Source organism: Fretibacterium sp., from assembly GCF_057312375.1.
In genome coordinates this window covers 60,423-75,492 of sequence record NZ_DBHLDX010000003.1, presented here as the reverse complement: position 1 = coordinate 75,492, position 15,070 = coordinate 60,423, and the positions used below count along the sequence as shown (strand labels likewise).

The 15,070-nt window shown below is 63.4% G+C and carries 13 protein-coding genes and 1 riboswitch; of the genes, 2 read left to right on the top strand and 11 right to left on the bottom strand.

Annotated features, from left to right (window positions below; translation table 11 throughout):
• Positions 1–305: 305 nt before the first annotated feature.
• A riboswitch (cobalamin riboswitch) is annotated at positions 306–470 on the bottom strand.
• Positions 471–710: 240 nt separating this feature from the next.
• Both ACO41U_RS01325 and ACO41U_RS01320 read right to left on the bottom strand, forming a co-directional pair.
• Positions 711–3,266, bottom strand: a complete 2,556-nt coding sequence (locus ACO41U_RS01325; RefSeq protein ID WP_485941161.1) for a heavy metal translocating P-type ATPase — start codon at positions 3,264–3,266, stop codon at positions 711–713.
• Positions 3,267–3,402: 136 nt separating this feature from the next.
• The gene (locus ACO41U_RS01320; protein ID WP_485941160.1) at positions 3,403–3,708 is read right to left on the bottom strand and encodes a metal-sensing transcriptional repressor; all 306 of its coding nucleotides are present in this window, start codon (positions 3,706–3,708) and stop codon (positions 3,403–3,405) included.
• Positions 3,709–3,924: 216 nt separating this feature from the next.
• Between ACO41U_RS01320 and ACO41U_RS01315 the strand changes: the two genes are divergently transcribed.
• Positions 3,925–5,580 carry a hypothetical protein gene (locus tag ACO41U_RS01315; RefSeq protein ID WP_485941159.1) on the top strand — a complete coding sequence of 552 codons (1,656 nt, stop codon included), beginning with the start codon at positions 3,925–3,927 and terminating at the stop codon, positions 5,578–5,580.
• Positions 5,581–5,617: 37 nt separating this feature from the next.
• On the opposite strand, the gene ACO41U_RS01310 is transcribed toward ACO41U_RS01315, so the two are convergent.
• The 9 genes from ACO41U_RS01310 to ACO41U_RS01270 form a co-directional block, all read right to left on the bottom strand.
• On the bottom strand, positions 5,618–6,004 hold the full coding sequence (locus ACO41U_RS01310; RefSeq protein ID WP_485941158.1) for an ArsR/SmtB family transcription factor: 387 nt from the start codon (positions 6,002–6,004) through the stop codon (positions 5,618–5,620).
• Between the two features lie 106 nt (positions 6,005–6,110).
• On the bottom strand, positions 6,111–6,401 hold the full coding sequence (locus ACO41U_RS01305) for a hypothetical protein (protein ID WP_298779795.1): 291 nt from the start codon (positions 6,399–6,401) through the stop codon (positions 6,111–6,113).
• A gap of 54 nt (positions 6,402–6,455) precedes the next feature.
• The gene (proS, locus tag ACO41U_RS01300) at positions 6,456–7,895 is read right to left on the bottom strand and encodes a proline--tRNA ligase (protein ID WP_485941157.1); all 1,440 of its coding nucleotides are present in this window, start codon (positions 7,893–7,895) and stop codon (positions 6,456–6,458) included.
• A gap of 120 nt (positions 7,896–8,015) precedes the next feature.
• Positions 8,016–10,109 (bottom strand): patatin-like phospholipase family protein, encoded by a 2,094-nt coding sequence (locus ACO41U_RS01295; protein ID WP_485941156.1) that lies wholly within the window; start codon positions 10,107–10,109, stop codon positions 8,016–8,018.
• Positions 10,110–10,266: 157 nt separating this feature from the next.
• A complete protein-coding gene (locus ACO41U_RS01290) occupies positions 10,267–10,761 on the bottom strand; it encodes a chemotaxis protein CheX (RefSeq protein WP_485941155.1) in 495 nt (164 codons plus the stop codon).
• A gap of 75 nt (positions 10,762–10,836) precedes the next feature.
• Positions 10,837–11,328 carry a RuvC family protein gene (locus ACO41U_RS01285; protein ID WP_485941154.1) on the bottom strand — a complete coding sequence of 164 codons (492 nt, stop codon included), beginning with the start codon at positions 11,326–11,328 and terminating at the stop codon, positions 10,837–10,839.
• Positions 11,307–12,185 (bottom strand): lysophospholipid acyltransferase family protein, encoded by an 879-nt coding sequence (locus tag ACO41U_RS01280; protein ID WP_485941153.1) that lies wholly within the window; start codon positions 12,183–12,185, stop codon positions 11,307–11,309. The genes ACO41U_RS01285 and ACO41U_RS01280 overlap by 22 nt, the downstream gene beginning before the upstream one ends.
• Before the next feature lie 11 nt (positions 12,186–12,196).
• The gene (mce, locus tag ACO41U_RS01275) at positions 12,197–12,604 is read right to left on the bottom strand and encodes a methylmalonyl-CoA epimerase (RefSeq protein ID WP_298779781.1); all 408 of its coding nucleotides are present in this window, start codon (positions 12,602–12,604) and stop codon (positions 12,197–12,199) included.
• 120 nt (positions 12,605–12,724) lie between these two features.
• Complete coding sequence (locus ACO41U_RS01270) at positions 12,725–13,414, bottom strand: lysozyme inhibitor LprI family protein (protein WP_485941152.1); 690 nt, start codon at positions 13,412–13,414, stop codon at positions 12,725–12,727.
• Positions 13,415–13,780: 366 nt separating this feature from the next.
• On the opposite strand from ACO41U_RS01270, the gene ACO41U_RS01265 reads away from it, so the two are divergent.
• Entirely contained in the window at positions 13,781–14,800 is a 1,020-nt protein-coding gene (locus tag ACO41U_RS01265; RefSeq protein WP_485941151.1) for an RpnC/YadD family protein, read from the top strand.
• Positions 14,801–15,070 lie beyond the last annotated feature (270 nt).

Below are 15,070 nucleotides of genomic sequence, written 5' to 3'. Positions count from 1 at the left end.
GGATGATTGCCAGGGGCAAACATCCCAAACAGGCCTTAGCCGCCGTCGGCACGAAGCCTCTTAGGGTAATTCACGCCGTTATGACTTCACAGAAACCCTACAATCCTCAAAAACTTTTACCCCCTGCTGCCAGAATTTCCCAAGTAACACCTTGACTTTTTCTAGCAGGTCTTCCATAAGCCCCCCGCGTATTGCCCGAGTTGGTACTGATCGAACGACAACGCGAGGAACGTGCGCAAAAAAAGGCTGTCCGCAAAATGGGCGCAAACCCACCTCACGGACAGCCTCAGATCCTCGTAAGGCTATCCCTCTCTCTGCGAATGACCGGTCTCCTGACTCGCCTTCATCCTCGAATCGCCCTTCCCGGAAAACGGCATCCAGTGGTTGCACGACCTCGTCCGGCATACAGTGGCGGGTCCCGCGCCGGATTCTCACCGGGCTTCCCGTCCATCAAACGCAGGTATCGGCAATCAAGTACGAGCTCCCTCAGGAACCCGCAAGCGGAGAATACATTTTATAACCTGGCTTTCAGTTTAACCCAAGCGGGTAGAGTTTGTCAAATTTTTTAGGCATTCAGCCCAAATAATTTCGAGAACAAAGGACACTTTTATATTAACCTTGAACAATTGTTGCATCCCCATGGATTGAGGCACTCAAAAGGGCCGGAGCCCTCAGGCCCCGGCCCCTGCATCAACCCGCAGGGCTCCGCCCTACGCGGCCTCGACGGACTTCACCTCGTAGCCTGCGTCCGTGACGGCCTTCGTCAGGACCGCGTCCGTTACGTCCCCGGAAAGGGTCACAAGCGCCGTCCGGTCCTCAAGGCTGACCTCCACGCCGGACACGCCGGGCACCTGCGACAGCGCAGTCCTGACGTGCTTCACGCAGTTCTGGCACATCATGCCCTCCACATGCAGCAGCTTCTTCACCTTCATCACCCCCTTACCCTCGTCTCCCTCCGCGACGCCCGACGCTTCCACGATCGGGTCCGCCGAGGCGTAACTCGGCCTGAAGCGGCGCAGGCGCAGCGCGTTGGACACCACGAACACGGAGCTGAAGCTCATGGCCAGCGCCCCCAGCATGGGGCTGAGCTTCACCCCCCACAGGGGGTAGAGCACGCCCGCCGCGACGGGGATGCAGAGAGCGTTGTAGAACAGCGCCCAGAACAGGTTCTGCTTTATGTTGCGGATGACGGCGCGGCCAAGCTGGATGGCCCCCGCCACGTCCATCAGGTTGCTGCGCATCAGCACCAGGTCCGCGGACTCGATGGCCACGTCCGTGCCCGCCCCGATGGCGATGCCCACGTCGGCCCTGGCCAGGGCCGGAGCGTCGTTGATGCCGTCCCCCACCATGGCCACCTTCCGCCCCGCCTCCTGCAGGCGGTGCACCTCCCCCTCCTTATCCTGAGGCAGCACCTCCGCCGTGACCTCGTCCAGCCCCACCTGGCGCTGAATGGCGCAGGCCGTGCGCCGATTGTCCCCCGTCAGCATCGCGACCCGGAGCCCCATGCGGCGCAACTCGCCTACGGCCCGACGGCTGGTGGGCTTCACGACGTCCGCCGCCGCGATCACTCCCGCCAACCGCCCCTCCGTCACGAAGAACATCGGGGTTCCCCCCTCGTCCGCCAGCTTCTGCTCCAATTCCTTCGCGCGGTCGTCGTAGAGGCCCGCCGCCTCCAGGACCCTGCGGTTTCCTGCGCGCCACTCGCGCCCTCCCACGACGCCGCGGACCCCCGCTCCAGCCTCCTGGGCAAAGTCCTCCACGGGCAGGAGCTCCAAGCCCTCCTCCTCCGCCCGCGCGGTGACGGCGGCGGCCAGGGGGTGCTCCGAACGGCTCTCAAGGGACGCGGCCGCCCTCAGGAACTCCCGCCGATCCATCGCGGGGCACAGGATGTCCGTCACGACCGGCGTCCCCTGAGTGATGGTGCCCGTCTTGTCCAGCACCACCGTGTCGATGTCGTGGAGCCGCTCGAGGGCCTCGGCCGACTTGATGAGGATGCCGCTGGCCGCGCCCCGCCCCGTGCCCACCATGACGGCCGTGGGCGTCGCCAGCCCCAGCGCGCAGGGACAGGAGATCACCAACACGGAGATGGCCATGGAGAGGGCGAACTCCACGCCGCGTCCCGCCAGGAGCCATATCGCGCCCGTCGCAAGGGCGATGGCGATCACGATGGGCACGAAGACGCCGCTGACTCGATCCGCCATCTTGGCGATGGGAGCTTTGGAGCTCGTGGCCTCGTCCACCAGGCGGACGATCTGCGCCAGGGTCGTCTCCTCGCCGACGCCCGTGACCCGCATCTTCAGCCAGCCGCCGCGCACCGTCGTCGCGCCGACCAGGCGGTCTCCGGGGACCTTGTCCGCGGGGATGCTCTCGCCCGTGATCGCGGATTCGTCCACCGCGGCGGCGCCCTCCGTCAGCACGCCGTCCGCGGGGATGGCCTGTCCGGACTTGACGACGGCGATCTCCCCCCTCTCCAGCTCCTCGATCGGGATCTCCACCTCCGCACCGCCCCGCTCCACCACCGCCGTCCGGGGAGCCAGGTCCATCAGGCGCGTGATGGCGTCCGACGTCCGGCGCTTGGCCCGCGCCTCGAAGAACTTGCCGAGCGTGATGAGGGTCAGGATCATCCCGGCCGACTCGATGTAGAGGTCCATGGAGAAGCGGGAGACCGTCGCCGCGTCCCCGCGTCCCGCGGCCCAGGCCATGCGATAGATGGCGTACACGCCGTACACCAGGGCTGCGCTGCTGCCGAGGGCGATCAGGGAGTCCATGTTCGGGGAGCCGTGGGCCAGCGCGCCGAAGCCCACTCGAAAGAACTTGAAGTTGATGAAGGCCACCGGCAAAGCCAGCAGAAGGAGCGTCAGGGCAAAGACCAGCGCGTTCTCCACGCCCAGGAAACAGGACGGCATGGGCCAGCCCATCATGCGCCCCATGGACAGGTAGGACAGCGGGAGGGCGAAGACGAGCGAGGCCATGAGGCGCGTCCTGAGCCCCAGGTACTCCTGGAGGGCGACGTCCTGCGCCGGCCCGCGCGCCTCTCTCCTCTCCCCTGCGCCGCCGTGGAGGCTGGCCCCGTAGCCCGCCTTCACCACCGCGGCCACGACGTCGGCGGAGGAAAGCACCCCCTCGTCGTAGCGGACGGTCATGCCGTTCTTCAACAGGTTGACGGCAACCTCTTCGACGCCCGGCAGCGCCGCCACGCTCTTCTCCACGCGGGCAGAGCAGGCCGCACAGCTCATGCCCGTAACGTCGTACGATTCCCTCTTCATCGGGATCCCTCCTCGAGAACCTATCGCAACTCACCGTCCGGACGCCCGGAGACGAGGCCCAGGGCGTCCATAATACCCCCCCCCCGTGGGGGTCTATTGAACGATAGCACGGTACGCCCCCTTTGTCAAACGGGCTTCAGCGGCCTATGATCTTGGCGAGGAGGTCCGATATCTCGTCCAGCTTCGCGTTGACGTCGCCGTGCTCGACGGCGTCCCGCACACAGTGGTGCATGTGCTGCCGCAGCACCAGGACGTTCGCTCGCTTCAGGAGTGCGGACGAGGCCAGGATCTGGTTGGATATGTCCACGCAGTAGCGCCCCTCCTCGATCATCCTTATGATGCCCTCCACCTGTCCCCTCACCGTCTTCAGCGCCTTGAGCGCCGCCCGCTTCTCCTCGTTCAGCGCCGCCGCACCCGGCGTGCGCTCCGGCATGATCGTCATCTAAAAGCCCCCGCTTTCACTCGCTCCGGACCTCCGCATTGGCACGACACCCCCACCCCGTGTTATTATACTACAGTCGCATCTCGATGATCGCCTTAACGTGTCTCTACGCCACCGTAAAGTCATGATAATATATTGATCGACCTGTCTGGCGTCTCGGACAGCCGGTCCGTGCCGCACACGACGAATCTATTCAAATTAAAGGAGTGAGCGACGATGAGCGAAGCGTGGGATGCGCCGAAGGACCGGGCCTGCATCAGCCTGTGGGGGCTCTGGGCGTGGGGACTTTCGTTCGGCTACGCGCTGAGCGACGCCCTTTTGAGGATCGTCCTGTGGGTCAATGCAACCCCCACCTCATGGAGGAAAGAAACCTGGCCAGTGCTCGTCCTGGCCGCAGCGGCTGCGATCGCCCTCCTCCTGCACCTCAGGCGGGACCGCCGTGCGGCCCTGGTTCTAAGTGTCGGAGCAGGCCTCTATGAGCTCCTGGATCGAGGGCTTTACCTCCACTCCACCTTCCTCGCCAGCGAGGACCCCGAAGCTTTGCGGGAGGCGTTTCAGTTGTTGTTCTCGCCGTATTGGTGGATTCATCAGATCCTGTGGATTCCTCTCCTCGTCGGCGGATACCTGGCACTGCGCCGAAGTCAACGCGCCTGGCTCCTCCTCTCTGCCAGCGCGGCGGGGGCTCTGTACCTCCTGGCCGACACCCCCGCTCTGTGGCACATGGAGCTGCAATCCCCCACCATCCTGGCGTTTCAGGTCTGCGACGTCATGGGCTACGCCTCCATCATCGCCGCGTTCCTGTTCGCGTGGCTGGACGCGCGTTCACCGCGGTCGGTACGGTCGGGGGTCGAGAAAATCGAGCCTGAACCGAACGACAAACGTTTGGAGACCTTGAAGCTCAGAAAGAGGCTCAGCCGGCTGCTCCTGGCTGGCGCGATCCTTTTCTGCCTCAACGAGTTCTTCGGCGCAGGCGGCCTTTTAAGCGCGATCCTGTCCATGACGCTCTACGACAGCCTCGGCCGGACGGGCATTCGACTTCTGCCCTGCATCCTGCCCGGTGCTGCCTTCCTCTACAGCCTGCGCCCCTTCGCTTCTCCGAAAATCTTCATGACCTACGCCTGCTGGGAGGCTTTCGTGTACGCAGTATTATCAACCGGGGCAACGCTTCGCGCGTTGACGGGCAGGTCCATGATGGTGGCCATCGGATTGGGAGGGATCTATTTCCTGGTCACCATGGGAGAAGTGCTTCTGATGGGGCTGTTCCTCGCCGTCCTCCGCACGGCCTACCGCCTGGATGGGTTGTCCTGCCCCACCCGGGCGCAGGAGTCCTTCCCCGCGTGGTGCGCCTACGCCGTGTCCTTTCTCTATCCGCTGGCAGACTGCGTCTACTGGGTCATGAGATGGATCGAGTTCAGGCACTATCAAGACAGTCCGGCCCTTTGGGCAACCCTGTTGGTCCTCAAAGTCCTGCTGGCAGCGCTCTGCCTGTCCCTTCTCCCCCGGAGGGATCGCCGCTCGGCCCTGGCCGCCAGCGCAGCAGCGGGCACCTCCTTGCTGCTCAGCGTCGCCTACAACATCCACTGGGCAATCTCCAAGGGGGAACTCCAGTCGCTGTTGCTCTCCGGGAGGTGGTGGGCCGGATGGACCTTCCCCGCCGCGCTCATCGTTGGCGGGTACCTGGTGCTGCGCCGGGTACCCTGGGCGCCCTTCGTGTTGACCGCCAGCGCCGTGAACGCCCTGTGTCTGCTGTGGGGCTACGTATCCTCCTTCAGCCCAGACTTCAGAGAGCTCGACGTTCGAACCACGTTGGCGATCTTTGAATACCTGGCCCCGTTTTTTGCCTGCATTCCGGCATGGTGCGACCGCCGATGAGAAGGCCTGCTCCAAAAAGAAAAAGCCCCCGAAGGGGCTAAACGCTTCGAGGGCCGGGGACGTCCTCCCTGGGGCAGGTGATCTCGAACAGGGCATCCATCATACGGTGCAGCAGCCCGGCCCTGCGCTCGTCGGAAAGGGTGTAGTGTATCTCCTTTCCGACGCGGCTGCCCACGATGAGGCCACTGCGCCTCAAAAGTTGAAGGTGGTGCGATACCGCGGCGTCGCTCATGCCCACCGCGGCCGCGATGTCGGAAACGCACTCCCTGCAGTGGCATAGGATCCACAGGATCTTGAGCCGCGTGGGGTCCCCTAGCTGCTGAAAGCTCATGGCCGCCTCCTCGAAGCGCTGCGCCGCCGGCATACGCTCCAGCACGACCTGAACGTCCTGTCCGTGATCGTGCGGCAAATTATAGTGCGTCATCCCGCCTCACACCACCCGAAAAAAACAATCCCCGTCAAAACACATCCGTCACAGCCCCCGTGCCGATCGCCGCCGCAGAAAGGGTCGTCGTTGCATCACTTCGACCTCAGTCCCCCTTCAGCTCCGCCTTCGAGAGCTCCTCCATGTCTTTGACGAGTTTTTGAAACGTTTCCTCTCCGTCAAGATAGAGATCGTTGTAAAAGATCGGTTTACCGAACAACGTCTTGACTGCCCTCTTGATACGACCCCACAGGGTGTTGTAATTGTGGTCGTACCTGGAGTCCTTGATCGAGATGTTGTAGGCGACGTCGCCATCCTCCCACACGATTTTTTCGACGACGAACATACAGCACCTGCAATCGCAGGGCAAGACGATTATTTTCTCCTTCCTATCCATCCCTTTTCGTCCCCCTCAGCACTCATCATGGACGGGCAGACGAGTTCAAGGGGCTCAATAGGCCCTGGCGAAGATCGTCCTGCGCCCTTCCTTCCCCGTGACGATGCACCGGCCCGTGCTCGCGTCCGCCAGGGGGATGCAGCGCGGGGTCACGCCGCCCGTTTCCTCCCGGATGCGACGCTCGTCCTCAGGCGTCCCCCCGAAGTACGCCTCGACAAACCCACCCCTTTCCGCCAGGATCGCCTTGAGCTCGTCGTAGCTGGAGGCCTGGGTCGTGTGCGCTTCGCGGAAGGACAGGGCCCGCCTGTAGAGGTTCGACTGGACGTCCTCAAGCAGCTTCTGCACCGAGGGGACCAGCGCGTCGCGGCTGAGGTCCGCCTTCTCCCCGGTGTCGCGCCTCACGACCCGCACCGTCCCCGCCTGCACGTCCTTCTCTCCCAGCTCGAGGCGCAGGGGCACCCCTCGCTGCAGGTGAGTGAAGAAGCGGTCGCCGGGCCGCATGTGAAACTGCGTGTCCACAGCCGTATAGAGCCCTCCCAGCGCCTCGTTGAGCTGTCCTGAAAGCTCGCGCGCCATGGGCAGCAGAACGTCCTCCGCCTGGCGCTCGTCCTTCGAGATCGGCAGCAGCACCACCTTCATGGGAGCGATGCGCGGCGGAAGCACCAGGCCGTCGTCGTCGGAGTGGGTCATGATGATGGCGCCGATGAGGCGCGTAGAAATCCCCCAACTGGTTGTCCAACAGGTCGCCAGCTCTCCGTCCCTGTCCTGGAAGCGAATCTCGAAGGCCCTGGCGAAGTTCTGGCCCAGGAAGTGGCTGGTCCCCGCCTGGAGCGCCTTCGCGTCGCTCATCATCGCCTCGCAGGTGTAGGTGGCTACGGCGCCGGGGAAGCGCTCCCCCGCCGTCTTCTCGCCCGTGATCACGGGCAACGCCAGCTCCTCCTCCATGACCTTACGGTACACCTCCAGCATCCGCAGCGTTTCCTCGCGGGCCTCCTGCTCCGTGGCGTGGGCCGTGTGGCCCTCCTGCCACAGAAACTCGGACGTGCGGAGAAAGAGGCGAGGCCGCTTCTCCCACCGCATGACGTTGCACCACTGGTTGATGAGCACCGGCAGGTCCCTCCAAGACTGTATCCAGCGGCTGTACATGTGGCCAATGACCGTCTCGGAGGTGGGGCGCACCGCGAAGGGCTCCTCCAGCTCCTCTCCGCCCGCATGGGTGACCATGGCGCACTCCGGCGCAAAGCCCTCCACGTGCTCCGCCTCCTTCTGGAGGAAGGAGTTGGGAATCAGGAGCGGGAAGTAGGCGTTCACGTGCCCCGTCCGCTTGAAGGCGTCGTCGAAGTAGCGCTGAACGTTCTCCCAGATGGAGTACCCCGTCGGGCGAATCACCATGCAGCCGCGCACCGGCGCGTAGTCCGCCAGCTCGGCCGCCTTGATCACGTCAAGGTACCACTGAGAGTAATCGACGCTTCGTGCTGTGATGTTGCGTGCCATGATATAACCTCCACAGGGCGGGGGGCCCCCCAGGCCCTGCCCTCACACAGGATGGAGGGCCCCGGCGGGGCCCTGTGATCTACGATTGGTTTCCTTGGAATCGAACGAAGTCGCTGCGGCTTACGGCAGCGGGTAGTGGTCCCAGATGGGGACCCCCATGAAAAAGCCCACCTTGAACTCCTCCGAGCCGTACAGGGCCGCCAGCTTGATGTCCACGATGTTGTTGGGGAAGTTCACGGCGACGCCCACCTCCCATGGGGAGTCGATCCTCCCGTAGTCCTTGTCCATCGCGTAGCCGTAGCTGCCGAAGAGCTCTACCGCCACGATGCCCAGGACGCTACGGCTCAACACCCGGCGGAAGGCCAGGTTCGCCCAGGCCATGCGCTCCGCCTCGACCGGTCGGGCCGCCGCGGTGTAGAGCTCCTCCGCCGCGCCCAGGTAGGTCCCGTGACTACAACGATCCAGGTCGCCCTCCGCGTAGCCCAGGCGGAAGTACGTGCGCAGGTGCCCCGTAACCTCCAGGGGCTTGAAGTAGGTGAACCGATAGAGGACCTCGTCAAAGTCCGGCCACCACGCGTTGATGCGCCAGGCGTAGCCCTTTGTCGGGTCGCCGGGGATGTCCAGCGTGTCGTAGGCGGCGAAGAACGTCGGGCCGATCGAGTTGCGGTCGTCCTCGTCGGAGATGGAATCCCCCCCCACGTGTTCGTAGGCCAATCCAAGCCCCACGTTCACGTCGCCCCACTGATATACGCGGTTCACTCCGAAGGCGAAGCGGTCCCAATCCCGCGTGCCCGCGCTGCTGCGGACCTCCCAGTTCTGGGCGGACAGGTTGAAACGCCAGGCGTTCATGCCCTCCGGCGCCGTCTGATAGGACAGGTCGATCCCCCACTGGTCGCCGATCCGAAGCACGCCCGACATCGTGTCGTACTCCGACAGGAGTCCACGGGCAGCCCCCTTGACGTAGAGCCAGCGGTTGTTGTGCAGGTTCGTGGTGTACCCCGACAGCCCCACCTCGATCTCCGGCGTCTGCCGCACCTCGAGGCGCACCAGCACGTCACCCGACTCCGTGCGCCCCGTCTGGTAGTCTACGTTGGCGATGCCGGGGGACCGTACCAGCCGCTCGATGGCATCCTCGATGCGCTTTTGGTCGATCGTCTTCCCCACCCAGACGAGACAGCGCTTTCGCAGGTTCCGCGCCATCTTCTCCGGCAGGCCAACGACCTCCACGTCGCCGACAACGTCGCTCGTGACCTCCACGTTCGTGCTCATGAACAGCGCAGGACCGCGGGTCGACAGCCTCTGGATCGCGTCGAGCTTATCCAGTGCCACGCGCCGCCCCTCCTCGATGATGGCGTCCGCCTCGCTCGAATCCAAAAAGCTGAAGCTGTTCACGTGGGGGGAGAGCAGCAGGTCCGCCGCACGGCTCTCCTCGTTCGTCGTGCGCCGCATCAGGATGGCCAGCGACTGATCGATGACGTCGATGAAGGAGTTGATCGGGCGTTCCCTTGAGGGGTAGTCCGAGACATCCACTGCGATGATGGGGATGCCGGGAAATATCTCCCTGGCCGTGTAGACGGGAAGGTTGGAGACAACGCCACCGTCCACCAGGAGGCGGCCGTCGATCTCCCACGGCTCGAAGAGCCCCGGAATGGACATGGAGGCCCGCATGGCCGAAGCCAGCCCCCCCCTTCGCAGGACGACCTTCTCCCCGGTGTGGATGTCCGACGCCACGGCCGCGTAGGGGATGGGGAGATGGTAAAAGTCCTTCGCCGAGACGTGGCGCATCAACTGCGCAAAGTAGCGGTACAGCTTGTCTCCCGTCAGGATGCCCCGGGGGCCCCGCTGGTCCCCCTGCTTCTGATAGGAGAGCGCGGTGATCGTGCTGCCCTTGGCCCTCCTGTCGTCACCCGTAAAGACGAACATGGGCCCTGTGTTCTCCGAGAGCAGAGAGGGCAGGTCTAGCTCCGCGACGATGCGCCTCATCGCCTCCGCGTCGTATCCGCTGGCCTTTAGCGCACCCATCAGAGAGCCAATGCTGGTCCCCACGATGCCGACGATGGGAATGTTGTTCTGTTCCAGCACCTCGATGACGCCGATGTGGGCAAAGCCCCGGGTCCCACCCCCAGAGAGGACCAGCACAACCCCCGCCTCCGCGGACTGAAAGGACACGAGGCCAAGGAGCAGCGCCCACAAGATTTTCCTGACTATTCGCACCACCTTCACCTCCCGCAACGAAAAAAGCGGCGAACTCACCCGATGAGCCGCCACCCCAATCCACAAGAACTACGGGCAAGGGGGTGCCATTTCGGCCCCCCTCCCCGCTATTGCGGACCGCCCTGTCGCCGACTCGTCGGAGGCAGGGTCCTCAACGTCATTTTCCCTGTTCAAAGGACAGCACCAAATAGAGCACACCGCTCGGTTGCATGGCAAAGGGAAGCGTGAAGCTCTTCATGCCCGGCCCCTCGTTGGGGACGTTCTGAATCTTGTCCCCCACGATCAGCTGGGGCGGCGTCACGTCCACTCCCGCAAGGGACGCCTGGATCAGGGCGCGCCCGCTGACCATGTTGGACAGCTCACCCACGACGCTCATGGACATGGGGTCCTCAAGGCTCGGCGTGATCATCCCGCCCGACATCGCCGAGATGACGGAGTTGAAGCCGTCCTTGTCAAGCATGATGACGGCGGTTCCGCGAGCGTCCTCCCCCACGATCCCGATCAGGGCGGCCGCACAGATGTTGGCGACCTTTATCCCCTGAGAAACCTGGGCCTTGTTCAAGGTGACCGAAAGCCCCACCTCTCGTCCCACAGACATGACGGACGAACCGAAGCTGTTGACGAGAGCAGCAAGTTTATCCATATTGGCCATAGCGTTGAATGACTCCCTTCAAAACTGCCCCCTGCGCGCAAAGGGCTGTCCCGCGTGTTCTTTAAAGTCCCCACTTCACGCTGGGGACGGAATTGCCGCCGTTGCATCCACTCCGCGCAGGGCAATCGCCCACGCCGCCAGGTCGTCCAGCGGCCGCGGAGGCACCCTCATCGAACGCGGCAGAAGAAGCTGCCAGGGACGTGGACGGTGCAGCTTCCAGTAGAGCTCTCTCGCCTTCAGGGTGGTTCCCCGCTCGTCCACGCAGACGATCCTGCAGGGCAGGGAAGTCTCTTTAAGCGCCCTCATCAGGACATCGCTGTAAGTACCATCCCCAAGGACGACAGCCGACAGAGCTCGGCGCGTCCCCTCCTCCAGGCGCTCCTGCAGCCAAGGTGAAAAGGCGTCCGCCGAACAGCTTCCGCGTGCAACCCTCCTCAGAAACGCCCCCGACTCTTTCGCCGGGAAGACCCCCGAGAACAGGAGCTCCTTCGTCGGGGCCATCGCCGCAAAGCCGATCTTGTCGCGTCCCGGGTCCAGCCCCAAGATCAGCGCATCGTGGATTCCCATCGGTCCAAAAGCCACAGCCACTGATCGGGGTAGGTGAGGACCCACTCCTCTAAAACATTATGACACATCCGCAGGGACTTTTCCATATTGAATCCGAACGAATTTCCATCTTCATCCACTTCGTCGCTCAGGACCTCTTGAAAGACGACGCGGTGGTGAATCCCGTCCGGGGCGCGCACGCAGAGGACGGGGACGACGGGGGCGCCGAACCGGCGAAAGAGCTTCACGATCCCCTCGTGGGCACTGGCCGGCATCCCCAAAAACGGCACCACCACCCCATCGGCGCGGGCGTCGAGGTCCTGAAGAATACAGACGATGCCGTTCTGGCCAAGGGCGCGGAAGACCCCCCGCAGGCCTCCGCCCTCGCTGGGGATCATCGTCATGCCGGCGGCGCGGGTCCGCCGGCGCTGGATCAGGTCGTTCAGGCCGCCGCGGTTGCGCTGGGGCGTGTAGATGGGGACCAGCGGGTACCCGGCCTGGACCACGCGAGCCCCCGCCATCTCCCAGTTCCCTATGTGGGCGACCATGAGAAGGGCTCCATGGCCCCGCGCCAGGGCGCGGTCCAGGTTCTCGGTGCCCTCGATCGCCACGAGCTCCTGGAGCCTGGGCTTGATGCGGTCCAGCCGCACGAACTCCGCCGCAGACCGGCCGAGGTTGACAAAAGAACGACGGACGATCCCCCGCGCAAGCGTCACGCCCACTCCCAGGGCCTGGACGCAGCGCCGCTCGCAACGGTCGACCTTCTTCCAGCTCAGGAGCCACAAGAGGTGCCCCAGCAGGCCGCCGAAGGCCACGGCCACGCGGTGGGGAAGGGCCTTGATAAAGGCGATGAGAAGCCCCACCGCGCGCTCTTCCAACAGGCCGCCCCCTACGCCTGACGCTGGCAGAGCTCCAGCAGGACGCCGCCCGTCGCCGCCGGATGGATGAAAGCGATCAGCGCGCCGCCCGCTCCCCTGCGGGGCTTCTCGTCGATCAGGCGCACGCCCTTCGCCTTCAGCTCAGCCAGCGCAGCCTCCAGGTCGTCCACGCGCAGCGCCATGTGGTGCATCCCCTCACCCTTCTTGGCGATGAACTTCGCCACGGGGCTGTCCTCCGCCGTCGGCTCCAGAAGCTCCACCTCGGAGTCCTTCAAGGGCAGGAAGGCCGTCTTCACCTTCTGCTCCGCCACCTCCTCGACGCCATGGCACGAAACCCCAAGCGTCCCCTCCCAGAACTCAAGCGCCGCGTCGATGCTCTTCACGGCGACGCCAATGTGATCGATGATCGTCGGTTTCATTACGAGTCCCCCCTTAAAAATAAAAGACAAATCTCTATGCGTTATTTTAAGGCCAACCCCTCATCCGGCGCAAGAGAAGAAGCTGCGCCCAACTCCACGCGCCCTCTCCTCGTGCTCAGGCTACTTTTTCGCCTTCTGGCGCACGTAGGTTCCGTCCAAAACAACCCCCATACCACACCAGCCACTCCTCTTGAACTCGGCCGAGGTGGTCACCGTCGCCGTGTCACCCTTGAAGGTCACGGTCATCCGGGCCTCCTCGGCCTGGGGATCGACGAACTCCGCAACTCCATCCTCCAAGCGCCCCCTGCCGGACAGCTCGCCCACGTTCGCGTTTTCCGGAGAGATCACTCTAACGGCTTCGATCTTCGCCTCAAGATCGGGAAGGGAGCGATTGTAGACCTTGAGCCATCCGTCCTCGCCGCCCTTCCCCTTGCGGACGTAAAATCCCTGCACCCCGGAGGGGTTGCCCATCAGGAAAGCCTCTTCCGCGGTTGTCTGGATCGTCCCCTTCCGTAGTTCCGTGACCAGGGCATAGGCCTTCGGGGCCGGCATCCCGTCCGCTATGAGCTCCTTCGCCTCTTTGTCCCGGCCTTTGGCGACCCACGCATCCTGCTCCTTCTTCAGCGCCTCGAACGTGGCCTTCGGCATGATCTTCTTCGCCTCGCTCCAGGCCTGGTTCAGCGCCTTGTCGGCCGCAGCGAAACCGGGGTCTTTCAGCATCTCCTGATACTCCGCGCCGGTCAGGGCCGACGCGGCCCCCGACAAAAGCAGAACGGCGCACAACACAGCCAGAATTCTTCTCGTTTTCATCGCAGTTCCTCCTGTCTCAAGCTCAGTCGACTCTCCCAGAAGAGAGCTTCGCCATCGTCACGCTGCCGCTTTCCATCCCCCAACCAGGCGCCAGTCCCAAACGGCGCCACAGACTTGATAAAGGCCACAGGCATCCCTCCTCGCTTTCCGGAGCAAATTTCAGCGCTCGGCCCGAACATCCCCACACGCTACCAGCTTACGCTATCCGGCCCTTGTGCGCCACCCCCACGCCGGGTAGTTTTTCGGGTAGTTTTTGCCGGGCCAGCCACGCGGCACGCTGCGCGCTTGCCCTGTAGTCTAACCTCCGCTTTCTCCTCCACACCTTTGCTATAATGGTGTTGAGGACGGAGAGGAGGACGATTCGGGATGACCGTCAACACACCTTACGACGACGTGTTTCGGACTCTGCTGAACGACTGCTCCAGCCTCATCATCCCCGTCGTCAACGAGATTTTTCACGAGTCCTACTCCGGGCAGGAAGCCGTCGTGTTCTACCCCAACGAGCACTTCATCAACGCTCAGGATGGGCAGGAACAGGAGCGCATCACGGACTCCTGTTTCACCATTCGCAAAGAGGGGCAGAAGCCCAGACGGTACCACATCGAGTGCCAGAGCACCGCTGACAACACCATGCTGATCCGGATGTTCGAGTACGACTCGCAGATCGCTCTGGACGCGGGAGAGATCGAGAACAATGTACTGACGGTGCGGTTCCCCCACTCGGCGGTCCTGTACCTCAGACACCGCGCCTCCACGCCGGACGTCATGACCATCCGCATCGAGCTGCCCGGTAAAAAGTCCGCCGACTACAACATACCCGTGTTGAAGGCCCAGCGCTACACCGCGGACGATATCTTCGCCAAGGGGCTGCTGTTCCTCATACCCTTTCGCATCTTCGCCCACGAGGGCCGTTTCGCGGAGTACGAGAGGGATGATGCCGCCTTGAGGGGCTTGATGTCCGAGTACGAGGAGATCAAGAACCGTCTTGCGGCGCTGAGCGAGGCCGGAAGGTTGACGGAGTACGTGCGACACACGCTTGAGGAGATGTCCGGCAAGGTACTGGAACACATCGCCGAAGGCAGCGACAGAGTCAGGGAAGGAGTGAAATCCATCATGGGAGGACGGGTTCTGGAGTACGAGGCGAAGACAATTCTGAACGAGGGCATCGCATTAGGCCGGAACGAGGGCTTAAACGAAGGGTTCGTTTTGGGTCGAAACGCGGGGCGGAACGAAGGTCGGGACGAGGGTTTGAATGAAGGACGGAACGAGGGCATCGCCTCTACCGCGCGGCGGATGCTGACGTTGGGGTTCACGCTGGAGCAGGTCGCCCTGGCGACGGGCCTGTCCATGGACGAAATTGTGGCGCTGCGGGACCGGCTGAATTAAGGCTCCCTTTGAATACGAAAGGCTACGAGAGGCGCTCGGCCCCCGGACACCGGAAGCCGCGCGCTTTGTTCCAAACCCTACCCAGTTCGTCACAAGATCATTTTTTTCAAAACGTCTCCTCCAAATTCTCTCGGGAACGGATATCCAGCTTTTTGGAAGACCGCTTTCAGGTGGAAATTTACAAGGAAGCGCTGAAGGATAGCCTTATAAGTAGTGCTTGCTCAATGCCACGACTATACCCTTATGGCGACAGGACGAAAGCGCCCGCTC

Bases quoted from the DNA above. Each gene is read 5' to 3' on its own strand.
- ACO41U_RS01325 (WP_485941161.1), bottom strand. From the start codon at position 3,266: ATGAAGAGGGAATCGTACGACGTTACGGGCATGAGCTGTGCGGCCTGC.
- ACO41U_RS01320 (WP_485941160.1), bottom strand. From the start codon at position 3,708: ATGACGATCATGCCGGAGCGCACGCCGGGTGCGGCGGCGCTGAACGAG.
- ACO41U_RS01315 (WP_485941159.1), top strand. From the start codon at position 3,925: ATGAGCGAAGCGTGGGATGCGCCGAAGGACCGGGCCTGCATCAGCCTG.
- ACO41U_RS01310 (WP_485941158.1), bottom strand. From the start codon at position 6,004: ATGACGCACTATAATTTGCCGCACGATCACGGACAGGACGTTCAGGTC.
- ACO41U_RS01305 (WP_298779795.1), bottom strand. From the start codon at position 6,401: ATGGATAGGAAGGAGAAAATAATCGTCTTGCCCTGCGATTGCAGGTGC.
- proS (WP_485941157.1), bottom strand. From the start codon at position 7,895: ATGGCACGCAACATCACAGCACGAAGCGTCGATTACTCTCAGTGGTAC.
- ACO41U_RS01290 (WP_485941155.1), bottom strand. From the start codon at position 10,761: ATGGCCAATATGGATAAACTTGCTGCTCTCGTCAACAGCTTCGGTTCG.
- ACO41U_RS01285 (WP_485941154.1), bottom strand. From the start codon at position 11,328: ATGGGAATCCACGATGCGCTGATCTTGGGGCTGGACCCGGGACGCGAC.
- mce (WP_298779781.1), bottom strand. From the start codon at position 12,604: ATGAAACCGACGATCATCGATCACATTGGCGTCGCCGTGAAGAGCATC.
- ACO41U_RS01270 (WP_485941152.1), bottom strand. From the start codon at position 13,414: ATGAAAACGAGAAGAATTCTGGCTGTGTTGTGCGCCGTTCTGCTTTTG.
- ACO41U_RS01265 (WP_485941151.1), top strand. From the start codon at position 13,781: ATGACCGTCAACACACCTTACGACGACGTGTTTCGGACTCTGCTGAAC.